This window comes from Moorella thermoacetica (genome assembly GCF_001267405.1).
Classification (GTDB): Bacteria; Bacillota; DSM-521; order Neomoorellales; family Neomoorellaceae; genus Neomoorella; species Neomoorella thermoacetica.
In genome coordinates this window covers 1,163,049-1,189,569 of record NZ_CP012369.1, presented here as the reverse complement: position 1 = coordinate 1,189,569, position 26,521 = coordinate 1,163,049, and the positions used below count along the sequence as shown (strand labels likewise).

The following is a 26,521-nucleotide window of genomic DNA, read 5'->3' as shown; positions in this document are numbered from 1 at the left end:
CCACGCGATGCTAAAGAGCGTGTATGGGGAAAAATACTCGGCAAGAAAAGCTACAGGTGGTATAATGAAATTATGAAGGAGTTAGCCCTCTGGCAGGAGGTACAAGCCGATTTACAACAGGTAGAGGCCGAACTCTTACGGCAGGTGGACGCCCCGGACCCGGTTCTTAGCCAGGCCGCCCGCCACCTGGTCCAGGCGGGGGGAAAAAGACTCCGCCCGGCTTTCGCCATCCTGGCGGCCAGGTGTTGCGGCGCCCCCCTGGAACGCATCCTACCCCTGGCGGTGGCCCTGGAAATGATCCATATGGCCACCCTGGTCCATGATGACGTTATTGACGCTTCCCCCATCCGGCGGGGACGACCGACGGTCTGGGCCCGGTGGGGCCAGGAGCTATCCCTGCATACCGGTGATTATCTCTTTGCCCGTTCCCTGATTTTGGTAGCTACCTATGACGACCCGCGAATACCCTCGGTCCTGGCCAGTGTCAGTGTGAAGATGGTACAAGGGGAAATCCAGCAAATGGCAGCGGCCTTCGACCTGGATATTACCCTACGGGATTACCTGGATCGCATTTACCGCAAAACCGCCTTGTTGATAGCCGCTAGTTGTGAGCTGGGAGCTATTGCCGCCGGGGCGGACACAGCGACTATACGCCACCTGCGCTATTATGGTCGCAACCTGGGTCTGGCTTTCCAGATTACCGATGACGTACTGGATATGGTAGCCGACCCGGAACAGCTGGGTAAGCCCATTGGCGGTGACCTGCGTCAGGGGGTTATTACCCTGCCGGCCATTTATGCCCTGCAGGCCAGCCCCAAAAAACAAAAACTCATCCATCTCCTGGGGAAGAGGGATAAAACCCAGGCGGAGATCCAGGAAGCAATCCAGCTTATCAAGGATTGTGGCGGTATCAAGTATGCCCTGGATATAGCTGAGGGGTATTTGGAAAGGGCCAGAAAGCAGGCATCCTACCTGCCTCCGGGTGTGGCCAGGGATACCCTCACAAGCCTGACGTATTATATAAGGACGCGTGGTTTTTAATGGGCTTTTACCCACTGGTTATTGACCTGACTGACCGCCCCTGCCTGGTGATTGGAGGCGGTACTGTTAGTGAACGTAAGGTTTTGAATTTACTGGAAGCCGGGGCCAGAATCACCCTGGTCAGCCCTGTAGTTACCCGTACCCTCGCCGACCTGGCCTTGGCCAGCCAGGTAGTATGGTGGCGGCGGGAGTACCGGGAGGGCGACCTGAAGGGTATGACCATGGTTTTTGCTGCTACCAATGATCCCGAGCTTAACGCGCGGATAGCCGTAGCCTGCCACCAGGCCGGCATCCTGGTTAATGTGGTCGATAACCAGGAGTTATGCACCTTCAACGTCCCGGCGGTTGTCAGGCGGGGCGATTTACAGATAGCCATCTCCACCGCCGGCAAGAGCCCGGCCCTGGCCCGCCAGTTACGTAAGCAGCTAGAAGCCGAAATTGGCCCGGAGTACGGGCCCTGGGTAGATTTTTTAGGTGAAATACGCCCCCTGCTCAAAAGCGTCTGGCCCAACGATCAAAAAAGGCGGGAGGAACTCCTGCGCCGCCTGGCCGGTGATGAAATCCTATTCCGCCTGGTGGCCCGGGGTAAAGAAGAACTGGCAAAGGAGCGGGTCAAGCAGTGTTTGTCGTTGCCGCCGGTCTAAATCATCGCACGGCGCCGGTAGCTATCCGGGAGCAGCTGGCCTTTGCTCGTCACGGCCTGCCGCCTGCTTTATGCCGTCTAAAGGAAGAGGCTGGCGTTGAGGGTTGCGTTATTCTCAGTACCTGCAACCGCACTGAAGTATATATAGCCTGTAACCAGGAGGAAGCTGGCCTAAAGGCGGCTAAAAACTTCCTGGGCCGCTCCTGTAAGCTGGCCCTGGCAGACCTGGAAGGGTATCTCTATACTTTAAATACTCACCATGCTGTACGCCATCTGTTCCGCGTGGCTGCGGGCCTGGATTCGATGATCCTGGGTGAAGACCAGGTCCTGGCCCAGGTAGCCGAAGCCTACCAGGTGGCCCGGGAAACGGGGACTACTAATAACGTCCTCAACACCCTCTGGCAGCAGGCTATTTACGCCGGCAAAAGGGTGCGCACGGAGACCCGGATTGATGCCAATACAGTATCCGTCAGTTATGCGGCCGTAGAACTCGCCCGCCAGGTTTTTCATGATGAGCTGGACGGCCGGACGGTTTTAGTAATCGGCGCCGGAAAGATGAGCACCCTGGCGGCCCGTTATCTTAAGGATAAAGGCGTCACTACTGTTCTGGTTTCCAACCGGTCTTACGACCGGGCCGTGGCCCTGGCTGCCACCATAGGCGGACAGGCCGTACGCCTGGACGCCCTGGAGGATTATTTACCCCGGGCTGATATCGTCATCAGCTGTACGGCGGCCAGCCATTATATCCTGCACCGGGACCAGGTGGCCCGGGCCGTGGCGGCGCGCCCCGGGGTGCCCCTGATGCTCATTGATATTGCCGTACCCCGGGATATCGAACCTGCCGCCGGCGACCTGCCGGGGGTAAAGCTCTATGATATTGACGATCTCCAGCAGGTGGTCCTGGCCAACCTGGAGGAAAGGAAAAAAGCAGCCCGGCAGGCGGAGGGGATTATTGCGGCCGAGGCGGAGGCCTTTTTCCAGTGGCTGGGATCCCTCTATGTCGTGCCCACCATTGTGGCCCTGAAGGAAAAGGCCGAGGCTATTAAAAATGCCGAGGTGCGCCGAGCCTGTAACCGCCTGGGGCAATTGACAACCAGGGAGCAAAAGATAATCACTTCCATGGCCACAACTATTGTAAACCAGCTCCTCCATGACGCCATTGTCAATTTAAAAGCCGCTGCACTTACCCCCCGGGGTCACCTCTATGTAGAGGCATTGCAGGAACTTTTCGAGCTGAGGGTCGATCACACCCTCCCCGGCCCGGATATGGCCGTTTCGGTGGAAGGAGGCCGGAAGTATTGATTGAAATTAAAGTGGGCTCCCGGGAGAGCGAACTGGCCCGCTGGCAGGCCCGCTGGGTGATCCAGGCCCTGGAGAAGGCCTGGCCCGGGCTTAGCTGCCGCCTGGTAACCCTTAAAACCAAGGGGGATAAAATTCTCGATGTGGCCCTGGCGCGGATTGGCGATAAGGGCCTTTTTACCAAAGAACTGGAACTGGCCCTCCTGGACGGGGCTATCGACCTGGCCGTCCACAGCATGAAGGACATGCCCACGACTCTGCCGGAAGGCCTGGTCATCGGCGCCATCGGGCCACGGGAAGACCCGGCCGACGTCCTGGTTTCCCCGGAGGGTTACACCCTGGCCACCCTGCCCATTAAGGCCCGGGTAGGAACCAGCAGCCTGCGGCGCAAGGCCCAGCTGGCCTATGCCCGGCCGGACCTGGAACTGGTCGACCTGCGCGGTAATGTCCCCACCCGCCTGGCCAAAATAGAACGGGACGGTTTGACGGCCATTGTCCTGGCTGCCGCCGGGTTGAAGCGACTGAACCACGGCCAGGTTTTGGGGGAACCCATTCCCTACCATATCTGCCTGCCGGCCGTAGGTCAGGGGGCCATCGGCGTGGAGATCCGGGCCGGCGACCGCCGGGTGGCCGAACTGGTGGCCGCCATCAACCATCCCCCCACAGCTGCCGCCGTCCGGGCGGAAAGGGCGTACTTACGCGCCCTGGAGGGAGGCTGCCAGGTTCCCATCGCCGCCCTGGCCACCGTGGAGGATACTGCCCTGGTGTTGCAGGGAATGGTGGCCAGCCTGGATGGCCGGGAAATGCTGCGGGATATTGCTTCCGGGAGTACCCGGGACCCGGAGGCTGCCGGCCGGGAACTGGCCCGGAAACTCCTCGCCCGGGGTGCGGGTGAGATTTTGCAGGAGGTTAAGGCCCAAAGTGGAAAATACCAGGGGTAAAGTTTTTTTAGTTGGTGCCGGCCCCGGCGACCCGGGCCTGTTGACTGTCAAAGGACGGGAGTGCCTGGCCCGGGCCGGGGCTGTAGTCTACGATCGCTTGCTCAACCCTGCTTTACTGGAATATGCCCCGCCGGAGGCTGTTAAGATCTACGTCGGTAAAGCGCCGGATCGCCATGCCTTAAGCCAGGACGAGATCAACGACCTCCTGGTGAACCTGGCGCGGCAGGGGAAACAGGTGGTGCGCCTTAAAGGGGGCGACCCCTTTGTCTTTGGCCGCGGCGGGGAAGAAGCCCTGGCCCTACGAGCTGCCGGCATCCCCTTCGAAGTAGTGCCAGGGGTCACGGCCGCCGTGGCCGTGCCGGCCTATGCCGGTATTCCGGTAACCCACCGGGGCCTGGCTTCAACGGCGGCCTTCATAACTGGCAACGAAGACCCCCGGAAAGGAAACAGCGCCATTAACTGGGAGGGTCTGGCCCGGGCCGTTGACACCCTGGTTTTTTTAATGGGTATGGCCAACCTGCCCTACATTGTCAGCCGCCTCCTGGCCTGCGGTCGCTCTCCCGATACACCGGTGGCTCTCATCCGCTGGGGCACCAGGGCCGAGCAGGAGACGCTGACCGGCACCCTGGCGGATATCGAGGGCCGGGCCCAGGAAGCCGGCTTCCGCAACCCGGCCATTATCATCATCGGCCAGGTGGTCAACCTGCGTTCAACCCTGGCCTGGCTGGAGGATAAACCCCTCTTTGGCCGGCGGGTGATCGTTACCCGCCCACGGGCCCAGGCAGAAGGCTTGACCCGAAGCCTGGCGGACCTGGGGGCGGAAGTCATAAATTTCCCGGTGATTAGGACGGAACCTCCGGCCGACTGGCACCCCTTAGATACCGCCCTGGACGCTATCGGGGAGTTTGATTGGATCATATTTACCAGTGCCAACGGTGTCCGTTACTTCTGGCGACGACTTCTGGAACGACACCAGGATATCCGTTCCCTGGCCGGAATCAGGATTGCGGCCATAGGGCCGGCCACTTCCCGTGCCCTGAAGGAACGGGGCCTCCTGACCGATTGGCAACCCCGGGAATATGTAGCCGAAGCCGTGGCTTCCGGACTGGGACCCCGGGTCAGGGGCCGGCGGGTTCTCCTACCCCGGGCTGATATCGCCCGGCCCTTCCTGGCCGTGGACCTCCGCCGCCAGGGGGCAGAAGTAACGGAGGTAACGGCCTACCGGACGGTAAAGAATGAAGAAAACGCCGGGTCCCTTAAAGAAATGCTGGCCGCCGGTAAAGTAGCCGCCGTCACCTTTACCAGTTCTTCGACGGTACGGGCCTTCCTTGACCTGCTCGAGGACGGGGCCCTGGATTTAGTGCAAGGAATAGACGTTTTTTGCCTCGGCCCGGTCACGGCGGCCACAGCCCGGGAGGCCGGCCTGCAGGTAGCCGCCACGGCCGGCGAGTATACAGAAGAGGGGCTGGTGCGGGCCATGGAAAACTATTATACAACCATAAGGGCCGGGGGCGGAGATAGCAACCAATCCCGGAGCCTTTAAGAGTAACCGCAAGGCGGGTGAGGAAAACTGATCAGTCTCACAAAGCTGCTTTTTGATGATAACTACTTTGGCGACAACCTGCGTTACAGCCAGGCTGTCCGTGAGGCGACGGCCGGCGCCCGCCGGGATAGCGGGCCGGTGGTTGTCTGGAACTGCACGCGGGACTGCAACCTCAAGTGCCGGCATTGTTATGCCGGTGCCGGGAGCGGGGTGGCCGGGGACGAAATGACGACACCGGAGGCCAGGGACTTCCTGGACCAGCTGGTAGCTTTCCGGGTGCCGGTCCTCCTCTTATCAGGGGGCGAGCCCCTGGTACGGCCGGATATCTTTGACCTGATGGCCACCGCCGTCAAGGGGGGACTGCGGGTCACCCTTTCCACCAACGGCACCCTTATTGATCGCAGCACCGCCCGGGAACTGAAAAAAATCGGCATCAGCTATGTGGGTATCAGCCTGGATGGCATTGAGTCCAAACATGACGCCTTCCGGGGCGTGAAGGGGGCCTTCCAGGCAACCCTGGAAGGCATCCGCAACTGCCTGGCGGTAGACCAGCGGGTGGGCTTGCGCTTTACCATCAGCCGGGCCAATGTCGACCAGCTGGAGGAAATTTTTTACCTGATCCGGGAAGAGAACATTCCCCGGGCCTGTTTCTACCACCTGGTTTACAGCGGCCGGGGCAGTGAACTGGCCGTTGAAGACCTGAATCATGAAGAAAGCCGGGCGGTTATGGATTTTCTGATTACAGCCGCCAGGCGCCTGAAAAAGCAGGGCCGGGAAGTCGAGATTTTAACGGTGGACAATCATGCCGACGGAATCTACCTCTACCTGAAATTAATCCGGGAAGACCCGGAACGGGCGGTGGCCGTCCGGGAGCTATTGCGCCTGAATGGCGGTAACCGCAGCGGTATCGCCATCGGCGCCGTCGACTGGGCCGGTGCCGTCCATCCGGACCAGTTCACCATGCACCACATCCTGGGGAACGTCCGGGAACGCCCCTTCGGCGAGATATGGACGGATCTCAGCAACCCCCTGCTGAAGGGCCTGCGGGACCGCAAACCCCTGTTGAAGGGTCGCTGCCGTACCTGCGCCTGGCTGGACTTGTGCAATGGCAACTGCCGCGCCCGGGCGGAAAGCGTCACCGGCGACTTCTGGGAATCCGACCCAGCCTGTTATTTGACGGACGGGGAAATATCAGATAGGAGGTAGTTTTGATGACCGGTTTTCCTATTTGCCGGCCGCGGCGCCTGCGGCAGAACGCAACACTGAGGGCCATGGTCCGGGAGACGGAAATTAACCCCCGCGACCTGATTTATCCCCTCTTTGCCATCCACGGCCGGGGAGTAAAGAATCCCGTACCCTCCCTGCCCGGCGTTTACCAGCTTTCCATCGATAATCTGGTACAGGAAGCCGGGGAAGTGGTGGCCGCCGGCATCCCGGCAGTCCTTCTCTTCAGCATCCCGGCTACCAAGGACGAGGTCGGTTCCGGGGCTTACGACCCCCACGGCATCGTCCAGGAGGCCGTGCGGGCCCTGAAAAAGGCCTACCCGGAACTCCTGATCATCACCGATGTCTGCCTGTGCGAGTACACCAGCCACGGCCACTGCGGCCTGGTGGACGACGGCCAGGTCCTCAACGACCCTACCCTGGAGTTAATAGCTAAAACCGCCCTCTCCCACGTCGAAGCCGGGGCCGATATCGTAGCGCCCTCGGATATGATGGACGGCCGGGTGGGGGCCATCCGCAAGCTCCTGGACGCCAACGGTTTTACCCAGACCCCCATCCTGGCCTACTCGGCCAAGTATGCCTCCGTTTTTTACGGGCCCTTCCGGGATGCTGCCGGTTCGACACCCCGGTTCGGCGACCGCCGGGGCTACCAGATGGACCCTGCCAACAGCGACGAGGCCCTGCGGGAAGTGGAACTCGACCTCCAGGAGGGGGCCGACATGGTCATGGTGAAACCGGCCCTGCCTTACCTGGATATAATCCGCCGGGTGAAAGATAACTTTAACGTCCCCCTGGCGGCCTACCAGGTCAGTGGCGAGTACGCCATGCTGAAAAGCGCCGCCGCCAACGGCTGGCTGGATGAAGAGAAGAGCGTCCTCGAAGCCCTGACGGCCATCAAAAGGGCCGGTGCGGATCTTATTATCACTTATTACGCTAAAGATGTAGTCAAGTGGCTTAAATGATCTCACCCCTGATAGGGGGAAGGGTGATGGCGGCCACGCTGCCGGACGGGGCACCCCTCCATGGTGGACAGGTCCTGCCGGCAGTAAGGAGGTTTTATAAGCCGTGCTTTTATCCTGGAATACGACCAACCAGTGCAATCTTTACTGCGATCACTGCTACCGGGATGCCGGCGCCAGGGTAGAGGACGAGTTGACCACCGCCGAGGCCGGCAATCTAATAGACGAAGCCGCCAAAGCCGGCTTTAGGATTATGATCTTTAGCGGCGGCGAACCCCTGCTGCGGCCCGACCTGCCGGAGCTGGTGAGCCGGGCGGCAGCCAGGGGGTTGCGCCCGGTCCTGGGAAGCAATGGTACCCTCCTCACCACCGAACTGGCCCGAGAATTAAAGGCTGCCGGAGCCCTGGCCGTTGGCATCTCCCTGGACAGCTGCGATCCCGCCCGCCACGACCGCCTGCGGCAAAAGGAGGGTGCCTGGCGAAAGGCCGTCGCCGGAATGGCGGCCTGCCGGGAAGCCGGCCTTCCCTTCCAGGTCCATACAACTGTATTTGATTGGAATCAGGACGAACTGGAAAAACTGACCGATCTGGCGGTGGAACTGGGAGCCGTGGCCCATCACTTCTTTTTCCTGGTGCCCACCGGCCGGGCAGCGAGTATCGAAGCCGAGTCGCTGCGGGCCGCCGAATACGAGGCCACCCTTAAACGCATTTTACAAAAGCAGCAACAGGTGAAGATCGAGTTAAAGCCTACCTGTGCTCCCCAGTTTATGCGTCTGGCCCGCCAGCTGGGGATACCGGTGCGCTACCAGCGCGGCTGCCTGGCCGGTATCGCCTATTGCATCATCAGCCCCCGGGGGGATGTCCAGCCCTGCGCCTACTTGAACCTGCCGGTGGGCAACGTGCGGGAGGTACCCTTCAGCCAACTCTGGCGGGAGAGCCCGGTCTTCCAGCGCCTGCGCACGGAAGAGTACAGCGGCGGTTGCGGTCGCTGCGGCTATAAAAAGATATGCGGCGGCTGCCGGGCCCGGGCCTGGTATTATCACGGCGATTATATGGCCGAAGAACCCTGGTGCCTCTACCAGGGCCGGCAGGACGCGGCGGCGCACGACAATTAAATCCCGCCGTGCGATAATCGGAGAATAAATATTGGGAAGGTGGGATCATCCTTGACTGATTCGGAAGCCTGGCCCCGCTCGGCAGCCGCCTTTGCCGAGGCTGTCAAACTCATGCCAGGCGGCGTCAACAGCCCGGTACGGGCTTTTAAATCCGTAGGCCTGACCCCGCCCTTTATCCAGCGGGGAGAGGGGGCCTATCTCTATGATATAGACGGCCATAAGTATATCGACTACGTTTCTTCCTGGGGTCCCCTGATCCTGGGGCACCGCCATCCGGAGGTCGTAGACGCCCTGGAAAAAACCCTGCGCGAGATGGGGACCAGCTTCGGCGCCCCTACGGAATTGGAAAACGAGCTGGCCCGGGAAATCACTACCGCCATGCCGGCCGTAGAGATGGTCCGCCTGGTAAATTCCGGTACGGAGGCGACCATGAGCGCCCTGCGCCTGGCCCGGGGTTATACCGGCCGGGAAAAGGTCGTCAAGTTTGCCGGTTGTTACCACGGCCATGCCGACTACTTCCTCATCCAGGCCGGTTCCGGAGCCCTGACCTTCGGCATTCCCAACAGCCCTGGCGTCCCGGCAACCGTAGCCGCCAACACCATCGTCGCCCCCTATAACGACCTGGCGGCCGTGGAGGATATCTTCCAGAAGGCAGGGGAAGAGATTGCCGCCGTGATCGTTGAGCCTGTAGCCGGTAACATGGGTTGTGTGCCACCCCTGACGGGTTTCCTGGCCGGGTTAAGGACCATAACGAAAGAATACGGCAGCCTGTTAATCTTCGATGAAGTAATGACCGGTTTCCGCGTTGCCTTTGGCGGCGCCCAGGCCCTCTATGGCATTAGACCTGATCTCACCTGCCTGGGCAAGATTATCGGCGGCGGCCTACCGGTAGGAGCCTACGGCGGCCGGCGGGAGATCATGGAGAGGGTGGCCCCGTCGGGGCCGATCTACCAGGCCGGCACCCTGTCCGGCAACCCCCTGGCCGTAAGCGCCGGTCTGGCCACCCTGAAGGTATTAAAAAAACCAGGCACTTACGAACGCCTGGAAAGTCTCTCCGCCCGCCTGGAAAAGGGACTTAAGGAAGCTGCTGCAGAGGCCGGGGTGCCGGTAACCTTCAACCGAGTGGGAGCCATGTTCACTACCTTCTTCAACCCGGGACCGGTAACGGATTATGCCACAGCCACAGCCAGCGACACCAGGGCCTTTGCCGCCTTTTTCCGGGCTATGTTGCGTCAGGGCATTTACCTGGCCCCCTCCCAGTTTGAGGCTGCCTTCATGTCCCTGGCCCATAGGGAGGATGACATCGACTGCACCATCGCCGCCGCCCGTGAGGCTTTTAAAGGGATTGCCATTGGTGATAGCTAACCGTTGGTGCAATGATAACACCAATCGCTGCCCCCGAATCGGTTTATAAAAAATTTTTCTGGTAACCATGTATAACATTTACCGGGGAGGTTATACTAGGAATACACACTCACTTCTTCAAAGACCTCCTTGAGCCAGCAGGGCCTTGAGCAATGACGTTCAAGGCCCTGTTGGTTTTTGGTTATAGCGGACGGATATCTACGCGATGGTCATTAAAGGTGCTTCCGCCGCCCAGGTCGGTTAACTCATCGCCGATAACGCTGTTGATATTATGGCCACCAGGTGAGTGCTGACACCACCAGACGCCCGGGACGACGGCGATACCCGGGGGCACATCGGAACTGACCTTTATCCTTAGGAGGCAGGAACCGCGCTGGTTGGCCACCTGGGCCCAGGCCCCCTCCACCAGCCCCCGGCACTGGCAGTCTCCCGGGTTCACGAGGACCCAGGGGCCACCCACCCGCTGCCGGAGTTCTTCCAGTTGCCAGAAATTAGAATTAAGGGCAAAATGGGCCGGGGCTGTCAAGAGTTGAAAGGGGTAGCGCTCAACAATATGGCCGTCATCCGGCTCCCGGTAACCTGGTAGCCCCGCCCCGGCCGGCAGGAGTTCGATCTTCCCGCTGGGGGTGGCAAAACCAGGCGCAGGTTTTAGTTTTACAGGCCTGCCGCCAGCCAGGGCTTCCCGGTCCTCTGCTTCCAGCTTGATCTCCTTTATCAGCGCTGCGACCATTTCGGCTTCGGAACGCCGGAAAATATCCTCCTCAAAACCCAAAGACTGAGCCAGGAGGCAAAAGGTCTGCCAGTTGCTCTTCGCTTCCCCGGGGGGAAGAAGGATGGCCCGGCTGCGCTGGACGTAATAGTGGCCGTAACTGCGGTAGAGGTCTTCCTGTTCCACAGAAAAGGTGGCCGGCAGGATGATATCGGCATAGAGGGCCGTATCCGTCAGGAAACGCTCATGGACTACTGTGAAGAGATCCTCCCGCCGCAAGCCCGCCAGGATACGGTTTTGATCCGGTGCCACGGCTGCCGGATTGCCGTGATAGACATAAAGACTCATAACAGGCGGCTCCAGGCTGCCGGTCAAAGCCCGGCCCAGTTGGACCATGTTTAGGGCCCGTACCGGTTTTCGGCGCAGGTCGGGTCTTGTCACGACCTCCAACCTGACGGCGCTGCCGGTACCTGAACTCTGCAGGGCTCCGCCGCCGTGTTTACCATAGGCCCCTACCAGGGCCGGCAGGGAGGCAATGACCCGTACCGCCATACCGCCTCCACGGTGGCGGGAAAAGCCGTAACCGATGCGGATGAAGGGCGCCCTGGCCCGCCCGTAGGCCCGGGCCAGGTTGACAATGGTCGCTACCGGCACCCCGGTAAGGGCGGCGACCCGGTCCGGGGTATAAAGGGGGAGAACTTTATCCCGGAGTTCTTCGTAGCCAAGAACGTGGGCGGCGAGAAAGTCTTTATCCACCATTTCTTCTGTCACCAGGACCTGCATTAAACCCAGGGCCAAGGCGGCATCGCTTCCCGGCCGCACCAGGATGGCCTCGTCGGCCAGGGCCGCCGTACGGGTGCGATAGGCGTCGATAACAACAATTAGGGCTCCATTTTTTCGGGCCTGCTGCGCCAGGGAGAGGAAATGGATGCTGGTAGCGGCCGGATCCATTCCCCAGATAATGACCAGGTCCGAAGCTACAATTGTCTCCGGGTCATTGCCCCAGGTCGCCCCCAACACCTGCTGCCAGCCAGCTTCTGCCGCCGGGGAGCAGATAGTCCACTGGAGTTCCGTAGCCCCCAATCGGTGGAAGAAGGCATGGCCGGCGTTGCGCTGGAGCAGGCCCATGACCCCTGCATAGGAATAGGGGAGGATGGCCTCGGAGCCATAGTCAGCCATAATTTTTTGCCAGCGTCCGGCAATGGTCTCCAGGGCTTCGGTCCAGGAGATAGGTGTAAAGAGGCCGCTCCCCTTGGGACCGCTACGTTTCAGAGGCGTGAGTATACGTTCCGGAGAATGCACCAGTTTACCGTAATAACGCATCTTAGCGCAGATAAAGCCCCTGGTGTAGGGATGCTCCGGGTCCCCTCTGACCCCCGTAATCCGGCCATCATTAACCTCCACCAGCAGGCCGCAGGCATCGGGGCAGTCGAAAGGGCAGACAGAATGATAGGCGGTCAACAGTTAAACCTCCCTTTCTTCCCGGCTCTAAAATTACCTATAACCAGTACTGAAATAACACCATGGCCGCCATACCGCTCACGATGGTCAGGGCCATACTGCGGGTCTTGACGGCCACGAGACCGGCCGGAATGGCCGCCAGGATGTAAGGGTTACCGGTAAGAGCCAGTTTACCCTGGGGCAACAGCAACCCCGGGGCCAGGAGGGCGGCCAGGACAGCCGCAGGGATAAAGCCCAGCCAGCGCAAAAAAACCTCCGGCAGCCGGGCACGGCTTAAAACAACCAGGGGGAGCATGCGCGGCAGGTAGGTTACCAGGGCCGTACCCAGGATGAGGATCAAGATTTACCTGTCCATGGTTCCAGGATCACCCCCAGTGTAGCTGCCAGGACAGTAGCCAGGATAATGTTCCAGTTCCCAGGCCAAACCATGGCGATGGCGACGGAAAAGATGGCCGCCAGCCCGGCGACCAGCAGTGTCTTTTTATCCTTTAACTGCATAACGAGGAGGATGATAAACATGGCCGGCAGGGCAAAGTTAAAGCCGAAACGAGCCGGATCACCTATGAGGTTGCCGGCCAGCCCGCCCAGCAAAGAAGCCAGGACCCAGGACGAGTGGGCTGTCAGGTGGAGACCGAAGTGATAGGGAAGACGGGGATCGTGGTCGGCATAGTGACTGATGGCGACAGCAAAGGTCTCGTCGGTAATCTCGGCCGCCAGGAGAGCTAGAACGGCCGGCTTGAAACGCCGCAGGTGGGGAACAAAGGAAGCACTGAAAAGAAGATGCCGCAGGTTTACCAGGAAGACGGTAAAAATAATAGCTGCCAGGGCAACGCCGTTACTGAAGAGGCTGACGGCGATAAACTGGCCGGAACCGGCATAGAGAAACACGGACAAAAGTACCGTCTCCCAAAGGCTGAACCCTGCCTCCCGGGCCAGGACACCATAGGCAAAACCCAGGGGTAAATAACCAAGGACAATGGGCAGGGCGGCCCGGAACCCCTGGGTGAAATAAAAGCTAAAATTCTCTTCTATAGTACTTGCTTCTGCCTGTGGATGCACCAGCAAGCCCCTCCTTACCTGTTCAATCTTATAATAAGCCCCATTCAACGTCAATCCCGTTGTGATATAACCATCACCCTCCGGAAGCATCTGGCATATAGTGGAATGTAAATCAAATAAAGGGGGGCAACTGGATGGATTGGTTACACAAGATTAGAAGAGCTTTTGACCTGGACATGGAAGAAATCAAGTTATTTGCTGAAGCGGCCCGGGAGGCACCGGTACCTGTAGCCCACCAGATGCTGGGGATGATTGCTTCGGAGATGCGGGAGGCCAGTCTCTGGGATGGCATCCTGGCTGCCTGCGACGGCTGGCAGGCGTATCCGCCTTACCCGCCGCCACCTCGCCCGCCCTACGCCGACCCACCTTATGCCGTGAGTGAAAAGCCGGATAAAAAGGAAGTTGAGGAGGGTTAAAATGGACTGGCGGGATAAAATTCGGCGTGTCCTGGAACTCGATCAAACGGAACTGGCCCTCTGGTCCGAAATTGCTGCCGGTGCTCCCTCGGAAAAACTGCGAGCAATTATCCGGGCCATGATGGAACGTGAAAGGGAAGAAATGCGCGCCCTGCAGTCAATTCTGACTTCCCACGGCGGCTGGTATCCCGGCCCGGCGGGACCTTCGGGATATCCCCCTTACAGTGAAAAAGATTAGTACAGGTTAAAGGTGCAGGAGCCATACTCCTGCTTTTTTTGTCACCCGGGTAATATTTCCGGGAAGAAAGAGGATTTCCCTTTAATTTAGGAGAAATAAATCTGAGTTTCCTTCCAAAGGAGGCTATTTTATGGCTGAAGCAATCTTTGCCCTGGATGTAGGTACTCGCAAAGTTGCCGGCCTGGTCCTGGCCCAGGGGAAAAAGGGATATCATATACAGGCTGCGGCGGTTGTCGAGCACCAGCAGCGGGCCATGCTTGACGGCCAGATTCACGATATCCCCCAGGTAGCCCTGGCCATCCAGGACGTTAAGGGGCAGCTGGAGAAAAAGTTACATATATCTTTAAAAGAGGCAGCCGTAGCGGCAGCAGGCCGGGCTCTAAAAACCTGGCGGGCCAGCGCTACGTCCCAGTTATCGCCGGCTCAGGAAATAGCCCCCCAGGCCGTCCTGGCCCTGGAGGCCGCGGCTGTCCAGGAGGCCGAAAAGCTCCTCCTGGAGGCCAGCGAACAACCACTGGCCTATCACTGTGTCGGCTACAGCGTAGTTGGCTACAATTTAGACGGCCACCCCATCGGCAACCTGGTGGGGCAGCGGGGCCAGAGTATGACCGCCGAGGTAATAGCCACCTTTCTGCCCCGGGTCGTGGTCGATTCCTTGGTAACGGCCCTGGAGCGAGCGGGTTTGGCCATGCACTCCCTCACCCTGGAGCCCATTGCCGCCAGTGCCGTAGCCGTACCGGCTGCCATGCGGGGCCTGAACCTGGCTCTGGTGGACATCGGGGCCGGCACCTCGGATATCGCCATCACCGGCCAGGGTACCATCAGCGGTTACGCCATGGTCCCCTCGGCCGGCGACGAAATTACGGAAGCCCTGGCCTCGGCCCTCATCCTGGATTTTAACACGGCTGAAAGGGTCAAAAGGCAGTTATCGACCCGGGAGAACCTGACTTTTACCGACGTCGTCGGCCAGAGACACACCCTGGCAGCAGCAGAGCTGATGGAGATAATTAAACCGGCAGTAACCGAACTGGCCCGGCAGGTTGCCACCCAGATCATCCTCCTCAACGGAAAGCCGCCCCAGGCCGTCCTCCTGATCGGCGGTGGTAGCCTGACCCCGGGGCTGGCGGCAGCCTTGGCCGGCCAGTTGGAGATTTCCCCCGAGAGAGTGGCTGTGCGAGGCCGGGAGGTCTTAAACGGCATCAGCGGTGCCAAAAATCTCCAGGGGCCCCAGGCTATTACCCCCATAGGCATCGCCATAACAGCCCTGAAGCGGGAAGGCCTGGGCCTGGCGCGGGTCATTGTCAACGGCCGCCCGGTTCATTTCCTGGCCGGCCAGCAAATGACTGTTACCCAGGCGCTCCTGGCGGCGGGTATCCCGGCCCGCCACCTCTATGGTCGTCCCGGCAGGGGCCTGGGAGTAGAGGTCAACGGCCGTCTAACCTTTCTCCGCGGCCAGCCCGGGGAGCCGGGTAAAATCCTGGTTAATGAGGCCCCGGCCACCCTGGAAACCGTTGTCAAGGCTGGGGATCACATTATCGTCACCCCTGGACGAGATGGCGCCGACGCCTGGGGTACCGTTGGCGACCTGGTACCGGAACTGGCCCCTAAAACCATTACCTTTAATGGCCGCCGGATAACCCTGGAACCGGAGATTATTATGAATGGTAATCGGGTCGATTACCGGACGCCAGTCCAGGATCAGGCCCGGATCACCTATAACCCCCTTGACACCGTGGCCCGGGTCCTGGAATACCTGGGAGAGCCCTTAGACGGACCCGTCCTTTTAAACGGCCAGCAGGTACGGCCGGAGGCCCCAATTAAAGACGGCGATAACCTGGTCACCGGTGCCGGGGCGACAGGCCGGAACATCAACATCACCATTAACGGCAGGCCGGCCACCCTCAGGGTCCAGGCGGGAGAAGCCTTATTTACCGATGTCTTTAACTACCTGGATTTCCCCTCAAGCCCGCCGCCAGGCCGCAAGACCCTGGTCATGGAGGTCAACGGCCGCCCGGCGGAGTTCACCACCCCCCTGGCAGAAGGCGATGCCGTAACATTGCGCTGGGACCCTTGACAGGCGGCTTACGGGCTGATATAATATAACTTGCTCCTGGGGGAGTCAAAGATATGCGGCAGTGGCGGAATTGGCAGACGCGCTAGATTCAGGTTCTAGTCCTGATCTACAGGGTGGGGGTTCAAATCCCTTCTGCCGCACCATCATTAAGCAAAACAGGCCATCTGAAAAGGTGGCCTGTTTTGTTATATTTTTATTTTGCTACCCTTTGCCGGTAGACCTCAAATGGCTTACACCAAAGCCAGCAAATTATATACGACCCCGGCTACCAAGGCCGCCATGGGAGCGGTTAATATCCAGGCCTGGACCATGCTCCTGGCCACCCTCCACCTCACGGCCGTGAACTCTCTGGTCGCCCCGACCCCCATCACCGCGGCGGAAAGAACATGGGTGGTGCTGACCGGGCTACCAATGAGGGAAGCAGAGATAATAACTATGGCTGCTGAGGTCTCTGCAGCAAAACCGTGGATGGGTTCCAGTTTAATAATCCTGGACCCCACCGTCCTGATAATCCGCCACCCCCCCAGGGAAGTCCCCAGGGCCATGGCCGCCGCGCAGGCAACGATCACCGGATAGAGCACCTGGAAAGAGGGGATTATCCCCCTGGCCAGGAGGGCGGCCGTAATAATGCCCATAGACTTCTGGGCATCATTGGAGCCATGGCTGAAGGCCACAAAGGCGGCCGACAAAACCTGCAGTCGTGAGAAAAGGCCGTTTAATCGCCGCGGTGGGGTATAACCTGCCAGCAAAAGGATGCAAGTCATAAGGGCATAAGCGGCTGTAAAGCCTAGGAGCGGCGAGCCAAACAAAGGAAGAACGATTTTCTCTACCAGTTCGCGGGTGTTGAGCACGGCCAGACCTTTCCCGGTGACTGCCGCCCCGGCCAGGCCGCCGATAAGAGCGTGGGAGGAACTGCTGGGCAGGCCGAAGTACCAGGTAAAGAGGTTCCAGGCTATAGCGCCTGTTAAGGCGGCAATTATTACTTGATTATCGAGGGAAGCGGGGCTGACAATATTATTACCAATGGTCCGGGCAACCCTGGTGCTGACCATGGCGCCGCCAAAATTGAGGGCGGTCGCCATAATAATAGCCCGGGAGGGGGTGAGCGCCCTGGTGGCGACGGAGGTAGCAATAGCATTGGCGGTATCGTGAAAACCGTTGATAAAGTCAAACCCCAGGGCCAGGATGATTACTAAAAGTAACTCAAGCATATTTCACTGCAATCCCGAGAATCAATCTAGCAACCTCGGCGCACTCGCGGGCGATAGCCTGTACTTGATCATATACCTCTTTCCACTTCATAACTGCCAGTAAATCTTGAAAATCCTTATTGAGGTTTGTATAATAACCCTCACGGCTTTTATACAGCTCCCCAAGGCCCAGGTGGTATAATTCATCCCCGCGATCCCGGTATTTTTTAATGGAGTTCACCAGGCGTAAAATTAAAACCGTATTCTTTTTAAGGTTTCGCATAGCCGTCACCAATTTTTTTAATGTGCCGGTCGTATTGACCAGGACCTCCAGCAGTTCCAGCAACCGCCGGGGAGGGCGACCCGTTTCGTAAAGGGTCATTTTTAAGGCCGCACTATTTATTGTTAAGGCTATATCATTAAACCCCCGGGCTAAACCGTAGATATCTTCCCGGTCGAAGGGGGTTATAAAGGTTTCACCAAGCTTCTTGATGATCGCTCCGGTGATCCTCTCAACCCCGGGCTTAAGGGTCGCCAGGACCTTCAGGTTTTCGGGAGAAGCGTCATGGTGTTCCCAGGTATATTTAAGACTCTGGACAGCCCGGTGCAGGGCAGCTGCCGCCTCTTCAAATAAATGGAAAAACTCATCATCAATACCTTTAAACCTGAACATCGGGTACCCCCGGTTTAATCATATGCATAGCAGGGACCATTAAATAATTTTCTTGATAAGGTGGAAAAACGTGGATAACTTTCACCTGGCCCTAATGACAGCTTCCAGGTACAATATCCTCCCCCTCACCTCCACCTGCAACCTGGGCTGCCTTTTTTGCAGCCATCGCCAGAACCCCCCGGGAGTTGAAACCTGGCGCCTGCAGCCACTCAAGGGCGAGGAGATAGACAACCTCCTGGATTACCTGGACGGTGACCGAAAAATAGTAATCGGCGAGTCAGCCACCCGGCTGATTGAGGGAGAACCTCTGACTCATCCCGATTTTCTGGCAATCATACGTAAAGTACGACGGCGTTTTCCCCGGGCAAGGCTGGAGATTACCACTAACGGCACCCTCTTAACCCCGAACTTGATCAGAGAACTGGCTGATTTGCAGCCCCTGGAAATAAATCTCTCCCTCAACAGTGCCAGCCCGGAGGGACGCCGGCGGCTGATGGGAGATAGGAATCCCGGTGCTGCTCTCCAGGCTCCCATGGCTTTACAGCAGGCAGGGATAATCTACCAAGGCAGCCTGGTGGCCTGTCCATGGCTGGTGGGCTGGGACGATTTTCGTGAAACTATCCTCTACCTGGCCCGGGCGGGGGCCAGGACCATCCGTGTTTTTTTACCCGGTTACACCCGGCTGGCTCCGCCAGAGCTACGTTTTCCCCCTGGCCTCCGCCGGCAAATAGAGGAGGAGCTGGAACAACTCCGTTCTTTAACCGATGTCCCCCTGTTACTGGAACCTCCTCTTCTTGACAACCTGCTGCCGGAAATAGAAGGAGCTATCCCCGGAACGCCAGCAGCCAGGGCCGGGTTGAAGCGGGGCGATCTGATCCTGGAAATAGATGGCCAAAAGCCCCGCAGCCGGGTAGAGGCTTACCGGTGGGCCGCCGTCCCCGGCCGGCGGCGCCTCCTGGTCGGCAGGCATCAGGGAAAAAATTACGGCCCCGCTGAAATAAAGTTAACCGGCGGGCAACAAGTGAAAAATACGAGAAGCAGCTCAGAACTGGAGGGTATCCGGGGGGCACTTTATGAGCTGGAGGTGGGTCGGGAGGGCAGCGGTTTGACCTTTGCCTGGGATTTCGACCCGGACCTGCTGCCGGAAGTAGAAAAGGCATGCCGGCGCCACGGCGCCCGGAAGGTTTTAATCCTTACTTCCAGGCTGGCTGTGGCAGTGATAAAGGAGGCCGTGGCCCGACTATCTCTTTCCCTGGAGGTAGTCGTCACCCCCAGCCGTTTCTTCGGCGGGTCCATCGGCTGTGCCGGCCTGTTAACCCTGGCTGATTTCCAGGCCGCCTGGCAGGATTGGCAGAAGAATAATGGCCCGGCTGATCTCATCATCCTCCCGTCCATCGCCTTCGACTACCGGGGACGGGACCTGGTTGGTGAGCATTACCTGAGCCTGGCGGCAAGTACCGGCGTTCCAGTGGAACTGGTATAAAAATTGCCCTTTGCCCAATAAGAAAAGTCCCCGCCTTCAGCGGGGCAAAGCAGAGAATTAATTGTCACCAAAGAATAACAGGATCAGGATTAAAAACAGGATAAAGGCAATGTTGCCACCCGGGAAGGTGAAACCCAGGCTGCTCTCCTGGCCACCCTTTTTCGGGCCGAAAAAGCTGCCGCCTTCCTCAACCATATTTTAAGCACCTCCATCAGGTTTAATCTATAGTAGCTTATTCTCTGGGCCTCCAAGATGTCACTCCCAGTAGCCAGAAAGCCCGGGGCAAGTTATAATAAAGAAAACATAAAACGCGATCGGGAGAGGGGTAAAAACATTGCTAACAGGGAACTGTGTTGTGGCCCAGTCGGGCGGACCAACAGCGGTCATTAACAATAGCCTGGGGGGTGTAATTGAAGCCGCCCTGGGCAGTGAAGCTATAAAGGAGGTTTATGGCGCCCGCCACGGTGTCCTGGGTATCCTGCGGGAAGATTTCTGCGACTTGCGCCGGGAAGATCCTGCCAGCATTCAGGGCCTGCGCTACACACCCGGAGCAGCTCTTGGGTCCTACCGGTACCAGTTAAAAAACCAGGAGGACTATGACCGACTCCTGGATATCTTCCGCCGCTACAATATCCGCTATTTTTTCTACATTGGCGGCAATGACTCCATGGATACGGCCGCAAAGGTCAACCGGCTGGCCCTGGAGGAAGGATATGACCTGCGGGTCATCGGCATCCCCAAAACAATTGATAATGATCTGCCCCAGACGGATCACTGCCCCGGTTACGGCAGCGCCGCCAAATACCTGGCCACCAGCGTCCTGGAAATGGGGCTTGATCTGAAATGCATCGTGACCTCTACCAAGGTGGCCATTGTGGAAACCATGGGTCGCAACACCGGCTGGCTGGCGGCGGCTACAGCCCTGGCCCGGCGCCGGCCCGGCGACGCCCCCCATTATATCTACCTGCCGGAGGTGGCCTTTGATATGGCCGCCTTCCTGGCGGATGTGGAAAGAGCCTACCGGCAATACGGTACCGCCCTGGTGGTTGTATCTGAAGGCCTGGTAGATAAAAACGGTAATTATGTATTTAACGATGCCGCCACCGTAGATGTTTTCGGCCACCAGCGCCTGGGGGGATTGGGGCAGTTCCTGTTAAATAAAATCGAGAGGGAGTTAAACCTGAAGGGCCGGGTAATCCTCCCGGCAACCAGCCAGCGCAGCGCCATGCACCTGGCCTCCCGGACGGATGCTGAAGAAGCTTGGGCCGTAGGCCGGGTAGCCGTAGAAGCGGCCGTAAAGGGGGCCAGCGGCCAGATGGTGGCCATAAGGCGCCTGGAAGGTGATACTTATCAGGTAACCTACGAACTTGTGGACCTTGACCAGGTGGCCAATAAAGAAAAAAAGCTCCCCCGGGCCTGGATCAACGAGCAGGGGAACGATGTGACTGACCATTTTATTAACTACGTTCGCCCCCTGATTCAGGGGGAAGTAAGCATTCCTTTCCCCAACGGCCTTCCTGCTTATGTGAACCTGGCCTGTCACCCGGTTAAAGATCCAGACTAGAAATGGCTTTACATCCCCCGGACAAGGTTTGCCCTGTCCGGGGGAATACTACTGGTACCCAGCCGTGCCCTGGAGAATGGCCGGCAGGACAGGGTGCAACTGGATGGCCGAAGGAAGCCCGAACCCCCACGAAAGCAACATTCCCGGCCTGGTCTGGAGGGGGAAAAAGACCTCGTCACAGCCAGGGAGCATAAGAGTGGGGCCAGGGGCCATCTCCAAGAAAATATCCCTTCCATGGAGGTAGGTAATTCGTGATAACCGCTAAAATCGCCCGGGGAGCCGTTATCGCCGCCCTCTATGCGGTGGTAACGATAATCCTTAAACCAATTAGCTTCGGCTACCTTCAGGTGAGGGTGGCAGAAGCCCTTACCCTATTACCCATCCTATACCCGGAAGCCGTTCCGGGGCTCTTTATCGGGTGCCTAATAAGTAACATTTACGGCGGCCTGGGACCCATCGATATCTTCCTGGGCAGTCTCACCACCCTGGCAGCCGCCTGGCTGACCTATGTCTGGCGGCGGAGCTGGATTGCTTACCTGCCGCCCATTCTCTTAAACGGTGTCATTGTAGGTGCTTATCTATCGTACTTATTGCACGTCCATATCCTCCTGGCCATGGGAAGTGTCGCCACGGGCGAGGCCATCGCCGTCCTGGCCCTGGGAATACCCCTGCTAAAACAAATTAAAAAAATAAACGTTGGGCAGTAATTTTTCAGAATGAGCCTTTGTCGGTGCTTATATCCTGGTTAATCGCCCATCAAGTCACCGGGCTTTTGTGTAAAGTAATCCAGGACAACTTCTCCGACTCTCAGGTCTATACAGCTGCCAGACTACGATCTGCGCTGCAACCCCAAAAGCAAGCTTGTGAAATTCCCGTCCCGGTAGGCTTTAAGGTTTTACAGGGAATTAAACCTGGGTTTAAAAACTCTTTATAAAAATTATGATATTTAACTATAGCTAAGCAGGAATTTACGACTTAATAACGAAATATAATCATAAAAAATAATTTAACCCTGCTTCGTATATTCCCGGAAATGCGGTCCGGGAGTTTCTACTAGGCAACCGTAAATTGCCCGGCTACGAAGGTTATTCTTCGTCGTCGGGTTTTTTATATTTGATTCTACCAGGATTCTATATTTATACTGAGACTACCGGCCGGGGAGTATAAAGCGGCGGGAAGGAGGGAGGCTTTTATCAAAGCCTGCTACCCGGTTGGCATTAAAAAAGCGGGGTGATCCATGGTATGTCTGGACAACAAGAAGGGGCGGGCTTCCTGGAAAAGACCTTTAAGTTGAGGGCCAACGGTACTGACGCCCGAACCGAAGTGCTGGCCGGCGTTACAACCTTTATGACCATGGCCTACATTATCTTTGTAAATCCGACGATTCTCAGTAGCACCGGCATGGATTTCGGCGCGGTAATGGTGGCTACCATCCTTTCAGCGGCCATAGCCACCCTGATCATGAGTTTTAGCGCCAATTACCCTATTGCCATTGCGCCCGGTATGGGTCTCAACGCCTTTTTTGCCTTTACTATTGTAAAGCAAATGCATTACCCCTGGGAAGTAGCCCTGGCAGCAGTATTTATGAGCGGCGTTATCTTTATCATCTTGACCCTTACTAAAGCCCGGGAGGCTATTGTTAACTCCATCCCCCTGTCCCTCAAGCTGGCGATCAGTGCCGGTATCGGCCTTTTTATCGCCCTGATCGGCCTGCAAAATGCCGGCCTGGTAGTGCCCAATCCCGATACCCTGGTTCAACTGGGCGACTTGAGTAAGCCTCCCGTCCTGCTGGCGGCCATGGGCCTGGTAATTACGGCCCTCCTGGTGGCCCTCCGGGTCCGGGGGGCACTGCTCCTGAGTATCATTATCATCACTATAATCGGCATCCCCATGGGAGTTACCAAAATCGACAGTTTCAAGCTCCTGAGCCTGCCGCCCAGCCTGGCTCCTACATTCGGGGCCTTTACCAGGGGCCTGCCGGGCCTATGGGCCACCGGTCTCATTCCCATAATTTTTACCTTTACCTTTGTCGACCTCTTCGATACCATCGGTACCTTGATCGGCGTCAGTAGTAAAGCTAACTTACTGGATGAAAACGGCAACCTGCCCAGGGCCGGCAAAGCCCTGATCTCCGACGCTGTAGGTACCACCCTGGGTGCCATCCTGGGAACCAGTACCCTGACAGCCTATATCGAGAGTGCTGCCGGTGTAGCCGAAGGTGGGCGTACAGGATTGACCAGTCTGGTAGTTGCTATTTTATTCCTGGCTTGTTTGTTTATCTCGCCCCTGGTGGGCATCGTACCGGCGGTAGCTACCGCGCCCATCCTGATCATCGTCGGTATTTTTATGATGGAACCGATCATGAAAATCGATTTTAGCAATTTCCTGGAAGCAGCCCCGGCCTTTTTAACCATTGCTATGATGCCCTTTACCTATAATATTGCCGAGGGTATCGTGTGGGGCGTCCTGGCCTACGTCTTCCTGCACCTGGTTACCGGCAATACGAAAAAGATCAGCATTACCATGTGGATTCTGGCGGTTCTCTTTATCATTCGTTTCTTTGCTTAGTTAGCCAGAGCAGATCCCCCTGCTCTTGGACCCGGCCCTACGGGGCCGGATTTTTTATTGATTATGCCGCGTATACCCGCGGGTAGGAATAAGGGAGATAAGAACGAATATGATAGTGCATAAAGCAAGGCTATGCCTAAAAACAGAGGGGGAAAATAGCAATGAGTGCCAGGGCTGGCATTATCTGGTCCACCCTGTTAATCATGGCCGCCATCTTGAGCCTGGTCTTCATCTTCTTTACCCTCTTACCGGGGCAGATACCGGCTGCAGTCTGGCAGTATTTCACCCCGGCCGAAGTGGAAAGGGCGCGGCGTTACCAGCAGATCATGGGCCTGGTGGCCATCCTGGCTTTCCTGGCCAAAACGGCCTTCCTGGTCTGGCTGGTCTACAGCACCCGCTCCGGCGCCTGGTCCGAGAGGGTTCTGCGCCTGACAGGCGGGCGCTATTATCCGGCCCTGCTGGTGTACTTCTGCCTGATATGGTTGCTACTGAAAGCCATTGGCCTGCCTTTTAACTTTTACGGCAGCTTCATCGTCCAGCACCAGTGGGGCCTGGCCACCCAGAGCCTGGCCTCCTGGTGGAGCGATTACCTCAAGGGTTCCCTCCTGGACCTGGTCCTGTCCGGAGCCGGCGTACTTCTCCTTTTCTGGGCTACCGGTCGCTGGCCCTGCACCTGGTGGGTGGCCGCCGGCCTCTTCCTGTCAGCCTGGCTCTTTATTTCCACCTTCATCTGGCCCTTGATCATCGCTCCCATTTTTAACCGCTTCCAGCCGGTTACCGCGGGACCGATAAAGACCATGGTCACCCGCCTGGCCAACCGAGCCGGCCTGAAAATAGACCAGATCCTGATCATGGACGCCAGCCGCCGGACTACCACGGCCAACGCCTATTTTACCGGCCTGGGGGCCACCAAACGCATCGTCCTCTATGACACCCTGGTGGATAACTATCCCAGCGATGAAGTTGAAGCGGTAATCGCCCATGAAATAGCCCACTGGCAACGAGGCCATATAATCAGGGGATCCCTGTGGGGCATACTGGCCAATTTCTTTCTCACGGGGCTTCTGTATGCCGTATTAAGGGTCACATTTACCTACGAAATCACCCGGCCGGGACCATACCCGCCCCAAATCCTGATAGTCATACTCCTCTTCCTGCAACTGGTTTCCTTCTTGGGCCAACCCATCCAGAATGCCATTTCCCGCAGCTATGAAACCGAAGCCGACCAGGTAGCTCTGGAACTTACCGGCAACCCCGGAGCCATGATCCGTCTCCAGGTGGATCTGGCCCGGAAAAATCTGGCCGACGTGGCCCCCCCGGCCTTTATCGAATGGCTGACCTATTCCCACCCAGCCACCCTGAAGAGAATCCGGGCGGCGGAGGCTTACCCCCGCGGGCAATAAAAACCGCAGGCCTGGCCTTCCGGCCGCACCTTATTTACCGCCTTAACGAGGGCCTCTTTGCCGGCCTGCCAGATAAAATCCCCGGCCCGGAGGTGGGCCGGTATCCGGCGGGCACCGGTCAGGTAGATGTCCAGGTCCGCCAGGCAGGCCGGTCTCGTTTCTTGCCGGCCAAGAATTGGGACATAGAAGCGACAGCCCTGGCAGGTGGCCGCCGCCCGGTCTTTAAGCCCCGGCAACATCAGCCGGTGGCCCTCATATAAAGCGTTAGCTCCCCCCATAGAGCACCCCCGCCTCGGTTAAAGATACCGCCCGGTGAATAACCCTTTCACCGTAGCGGTTTTTTAACTGGTCGCAGGCCCGATCAAGGCGGGCCTGCCTTTCCACCCGGCCGAAAAGATCTTCCTGGCGCACCGTCGCCGGCACCAGGCCGGCCAGGCTGACCCCGACCAGCCGCACGGCTCGCCATTCCGGCCAGTGGCGGTGCAGGAGATGCCGGGCCGCGGCGTAAATATCCCCCGCGGTATCGGTATAATGGGGCAGGGTACGGGAGCGCCCCAGCCAGTGAAACTCCGGATCCTTGAGGCTTATAGCCACCGTCCGGCCCAGATAACCTCCCAGGCGCACCCGCCGGGCCACCAGTTCAGCCAGTTCCAGCAGGACCACCTCGATTTCCTCGTAGCCCCGGTAGTCCCGGGGCAGGGTGATCTGGTGGCCGATGGATTTAACTGTGTCCAGGGAATGGGGGTCCACGGGACTGTAGTCGATGCCCCGGGCACACTGGTGGAGAATCCGGCCCACAACCCCAAAACGCTTAATGAGCACCTCAACAGGGAAACCGGCTAGCTCCCCGATGGTATGGATACCGAGTTTGGCCAGGTGGGCCTCCATACGGGGGCCGATGCCGAAGAGTTCCCGGACGGGGAGGGGCCACATCTTCCCGGGAACATCGGCGTAATCCAGGACGGTCAGACCATCAGGCTTCTGCATCTCAGCGGCCATCTTGGCCAGGAGTTTAGAAGGCCCCAGGCCGACGCTGGTGGTAATCCCCACTTCCTCCCTGATCCTTTGCTTCAGCCGCCGGGCTACGGTCAGGGGCGAGCCGTGGAGATCCCGGCAGCCGCGGACATCCAGCCAGGCTTCGTCTATAGAGAAGGGCTCTACCAGGGGAGTAAAGTCCCGCATAATACGTAAGATCCGGGTAGAAAACTCGATGTACAGGTCATGACGGGGAGGAATAAAGACCCCGTGGGGGCAAAGGCCCCTGGCTTCCCGGACCGTCATGCCGGTCTTGATACCGTAACCCAGCTTGGCCTCATAGCTGGCTGCCAGGACAATGCCGTGGCGGGTAGCCTCCCGGCCGGCGACGATAACCGGGCGCCCGCGTAAACCCGGGTCCAGGGCCTGATGCACAGAGGCAAAGAAACTGTTAGCATCGCACAGGAGAATGGAACAATCGCTGGACACCATCCTCACCCCGAACAAATGTTTGCGTATATTATACCCTGGCCGGGCGTCCCGAACAAGGGATTGATAAACAAATGTTTGCTGGTAATA

General features: G+C 58.2%; 26 protein-coding genes, 1 tRNA gene and 1 riboswitch. Of the genes, 18 read left to right on the top strand and 9 right to left on the bottom strand.

Annotated elements, in window-relative coordinates:
• The first annotated feature begins 72 nt into the window (after positions 1 to 72).
• From MOTHE_RS05965 to hemL, 9 genes are all read left to right on the top strand, one after another.
• Entirely contained in the window at positions 73 to 1,041 is a 969-nt protein-coding gene (locus tag MOTHE_RS05965; RefSeq protein ID WP_011392766.1) for a polyprenyl synthetase family protein, read from the top strand.
• Positions 1,041 to 1,685: a precorrin-2 dehydrogenase/sirohydrochlorin ferrochelatase family protein gene (locus tag MOTHE_RS05960; RefSeq protein ID WP_011392765.1), complete on the top strand. Its 645-nt coding sequence runs from the start codon at positions 1,041 to 1,043 to the stop codon at positions 1,683 to 1,685. The genes MOTHE_RS05965 and MOTHE_RS05960 overlap by 1 nt, the downstream gene beginning before the upstream one ends.
• A complete protein-coding gene (gene hemA / locus MOTHE_RS05955; RefSeq protein WP_011392764.1) occupies positions 1,661 to 2,986 on the top strand; it encodes a glutamyl-tRNA reductase in 1,326 nt (441 codons plus the stop codon). The genes MOTHE_RS05960 and hemA overlap by 25 nt, the downstream gene beginning before the upstream one ends.
• Positions 2,983 to 3,924 carry a hydroxymethylbilane synthase gene (gene hemC, locus MOTHE_RS05950; protein WP_053094785.1) on the top strand — a complete coding sequence of 314 codons (942 nt, stop codon included), beginning with the start codon at positions 2,983 to 2,985 and terminating at the stop codon, positions 3,922 to 3,924. The genes hemA and hemC overlap by 4 nt, the downstream gene beginning before the upstream one ends.
• The gene (gene cobA / locus MOTHE_RS05945) at positions 3,905 to 5,467 is read left to right on the top strand and encodes a uroporphyrinogen-III C-methyltransferase (RefSeq protein ID WP_053094784.1); all 1,563 of its coding nucleotides are present in this window, start codon (positions 3,905 to 3,907) and stop codon (positions 5,465 to 5,467) included. Before hemC ends, cobA begins: the two co-directional genes overlap by 20 nt.
• 27 nt (positions 5,468 to 5,494) lie before the next feature.
• Positions 5,495 to 6,673 carry a radical SAM/SPASM domain-containing protein gene (locus tag MOTHE_RS05940; protein WP_053094783.1) on the top strand — a complete coding sequence of 393 codons (1,179 nt, stop codon included), beginning with the start codon at positions 5,495 to 5,497 and terminating at the stop codon, positions 6,671 to 6,673.
• A 5-nt stretch (positions 6,674 to 6,678) separates the two neighbouring features.
• On the top strand, positions 6,679 to 7,653 hold the full coding sequence (gene hemB / locus MOTHE_RS05935; protein ID WP_053094782.1) for a porphobilinogen synthase: 975 nt from the start codon (positions 6,679 to 6,681) through the stop codon (positions 7,651 to 7,653).
• Between the two features lie 103 nt (positions 7,654 to 7,756).
• Positions 7,757 to 8,764 (top strand): putative heme d1 biosynthesis radical SAM protein NirJ2, encoded by a 1,008-nt coding sequence (gene nirJ2 / locus MOTHE_RS05930; protein WP_011392759.1) that lies wholly within the window; start codon positions 7,757 to 7,759, stop codon positions 8,762 to 8,764.
• Between the two features lie 51 nt (positions 8,765 to 8,815).
• Positions 8,816 to 10,129, top strand: a complete 1,314-nt coding sequence (gene hemL / locus MOTHE_RS05925) for a glutamate-1-semialdehyde 2,1-aminomutase (RefSeq protein WP_011392758.1) — start codon at positions 8,816 to 8,818, stop codon at positions 10,127 to 10,129.
• Positions 10,130 to 10,310: 181 nt separating this feature from the next.
• Here hemL and MOTHE_RS05920 read toward each other — a convergent pair whose 3' ends face one another.
• The 3 genes from MOTHE_RS05920 to MOTHE_RS05910 are packed head-to-tail and all read right to left on the bottom strand — an operon-like array spanning position 10,311 to position 13,358.
• A complete protein-coding gene (locus MOTHE_RS05920) occupies positions 10,311 to 12,299 on the bottom strand; it encodes a molybdopterin oxidoreductase family protein (protein WP_011392757.1) in 1,989 nt (662 codons plus the stop codon).
• 37 nt (positions 12,300 to 12,336) lie between these two features.
• Positions 12,337 to 12,639: an AzlD domain-containing protein gene (locus MOTHE_RS05915; RefSeq protein ID WP_201776981.1), complete on the bottom strand. Its 303-nt coding sequence runs from the start codon at positions 12,637 to 12,639 to the stop codon at positions 12,337 to 12,339.
• Positions 12,636 to 13,358 (bottom strand): AzlC family ABC transporter permease, encoded by a 723-nt coding sequence (locus MOTHE_RS05910; RefSeq protein ID WP_011392755.1) that lies wholly within the window; start codon positions 13,356 to 13,358, stop codon positions 12,636 to 12,638. The genes MOTHE_RS05915 and MOTHE_RS05910 overlap by 4 nt, the downstream gene beginning before the upstream one ends.
• A gap of 134 nt (positions 13,359 to 13,492) precedes the next feature.
• Between MOTHE_RS05910 and MOTHE_RS05905 the strand changes: the two genes are divergently transcribed.
• The 4 genes from MOTHE_RS05905 to MOTHE_RS05890 all read left to right on the top strand — a co-directional run bounded on the left by MOTHE_RS05905 (position 13,493) and on the right by MOTHE_RS05890 (position 16,229).
• Positions 13,493 to 13,774: a hypothetical protein gene (locus tag MOTHE_RS05905; protein WP_011392754.1), complete on the top strand. Its 282-nt coding sequence runs from the start codon at positions 13,493 to 13,495 to the stop codon at positions 13,772 to 13,774.
• A gap of 1 nt (position 13,775) precedes the next feature.
• Positions 13,776 to 14,012 (top strand): hypothetical protein, encoded by a 237-nt coding sequence (locus MOTHE_RS05900; protein WP_011392753.1) that lies wholly within the window; start codon positions 13,776 to 13,778, stop codon positions 14,010 to 14,012.
• Positions 14,013 to 14,142: 130 nt separating this feature from the next.
• The gene (gene pilM, locus MOTHE_RS05895; protein ID WP_011392752.1) at positions 14,143 to 16,086 is read left to right on the top strand and encodes a pilus assembly protein PilM; all 1,944 of its coding nucleotides are present in this window, start codon (positions 14,143 to 14,145) and stop codon (positions 16,084 to 16,086) included.
• A 55-nt stretch (positions 16,087 to 16,141) separates the two neighbouring features.
• A tRNA-Leu gene (locus MOTHE_RS05890) sits at positions 16,142 to 16,229 on the top strand.
• Positions 16,230 to 16,316: 87 nt separating this feature from the next.
• On the opposite strand, the gene MOTHE_RS05885 is transcribed toward MOTHE_RS05890, so the two are convergent.
• The gene (locus MOTHE_RS05885) at positions 16,317 to 17,297 is read right to left on the bottom strand and encodes an inorganic phosphate transporter (protein ID WP_011392751.1); all 981 of its coding nucleotides are present in this window, start codon (positions 17,295 to 17,297) and stop codon (positions 16,317 to 16,319) included.
• A complete protein-coding gene (locus tag MOTHE_RS05880; protein WP_011392750.1) occupies positions 17,290 to 17,949 on the bottom strand; it encodes a DUF47 domain-containing protein in 660 nt (219 codons plus the stop codon). Before MOTHE_RS05880 ends, MOTHE_RS05885 begins: the two co-directional genes overlap by 8 nt.
• 70 nt (positions 17,950 to 18,019) lie before the next feature.
• On the opposite strand from MOTHE_RS05880, the gene MOTHE_RS05875 reads away from it, so the two are divergent.
• Positions 18,020 to 19,432 carry a DUF512 domain-containing protein gene (locus tag MOTHE_RS05875; protein WP_011392749.1) on the top strand — a complete coding sequence of 471 codons (1,413 nt, stop codon included), beginning with the start codon at positions 18,020 to 18,022 and terminating at the stop codon, positions 19,430 to 19,432.
• A gap of 57 nt (positions 19,433 to 19,489) precedes the next feature.
• On the opposite strand, the gene MOTHE_RS13280 is transcribed toward MOTHE_RS05875, so the two are convergent.
• A complete protein-coding gene (locus tag MOTHE_RS13280; RefSeq protein WP_158499102.1) occupies positions 19,490 to 19,627 on the bottom strand; it encodes a hypothetical protein in 138 nt (45 codons plus the stop codon).
• Positions 19,628 to 19,766: 139 nt separating this feature from the next.
• On the opposite strand from MOTHE_RS13280, the gene MOTHE_RS05870 reads away from it, so the two are divergent.
• Positions 19,767 to 20,996: a 6-phosphofructokinase gene (locus MOTHE_RS05870; protein WP_053094780.1), complete on the top strand. Its 1,230-nt coding sequence runs from the start codon at positions 19,767 to 19,769 to the stop codon at positions 20,994 to 20,996.
• A 48-nt stretch (positions 20,997 to 21,044) separates the two neighbouring features.
• On the opposite strand, the gene MOTHE_RS13275 is transcribed toward MOTHE_RS05870, so the two are convergent.
• A complete protein-coding gene (locus MOTHE_RS13275) occupies positions 21,045 to 21,188 on the bottom strand; it encodes a hypothetical protein (RefSeq protein ID WP_158499101.1) in 144 nt (47 codons plus the stop codon).
• A gap of 59 nt (positions 21,189 to 21,247) precedes the next feature.
• Between MOTHE_RS13275 and MOTHE_RS05865 the strand changes: the two genes are divergently transcribed.
• The 3 genes from MOTHE_RS05865 to MOTHE_RS05855 all read left to right on the top strand — a co-directional run bounded on the left by MOTHE_RS05865 (position 21,248) and on the right by MOTHE_RS05855 (position 24,967).
• Positions 21,248 to 21,703 (top strand): QueT transporter family protein, encoded by a 456-nt coding sequence (locus tag MOTHE_RS05865; RefSeq protein WP_011392747.1) that lies wholly within the window; start codon positions 21,248 to 21,250, stop codon positions 21,701 to 21,703.
• Positions 21,704 to 21,993: 290 nt separating this feature from the next.
• Positions 21,994 to 22,095: riboswitch (purine riboswitch) on the top strand.
• Positions 22,096 to 22,238: 143 nt separating this feature from the next.
• A complete protein-coding gene (locus MOTHE_RS05860) occupies positions 22,239 to 23,564 on the top strand; it encodes an NCS2 family permease (RefSeq protein ID WP_011392746.1) in 1,326 nt (441 codons plus the stop codon).
• Positions 23,565 to 23,725: 161 nt separating this feature from the next.
• On the top strand, positions 23,726 to 24,967 hold the full coding sequence (locus tag MOTHE_RS05855) for a M48 family metallopeptidase (protein WP_011392745.1): 1,242 nt from the start codon (positions 23,726 to 23,728) through the stop codon (positions 24,965 to 24,967).
• On the opposite strand, the gene MOTHE_RS05850 is transcribed toward MOTHE_RS05855, so the two are convergent.
• Positions 24,949 to 25,245 (bottom strand): hypothetical protein, encoded by a 297-nt coding sequence (locus MOTHE_RS05850; RefSeq protein ID WP_011392744.1) that lies wholly within the window; start codon positions 25,243 to 25,245, stop codon positions 24,949 to 24,951. The two genes, MOTHE_RS05855 and MOTHE_RS05850, sit on opposite strands and share 19 nt — an antisense overlap.
• The gene (gene dinB, locus MOTHE_RS05845) at positions 25,232 to 26,434 is read right to left on the bottom strand and encodes a DNA polymerase IV (protein WP_053095229.1); all 1,203 of its coding nucleotides are present in this window, start codon (positions 26,432 to 26,434) and stop codon (positions 25,232 to 25,234) included. The genes MOTHE_RS05850 and dinB overlap by 14 nt, the downstream gene beginning before the upstream one ends.
• Between the last annotated feature and the right edge of the window lie 87 nt (positions 26,435 to 26,521).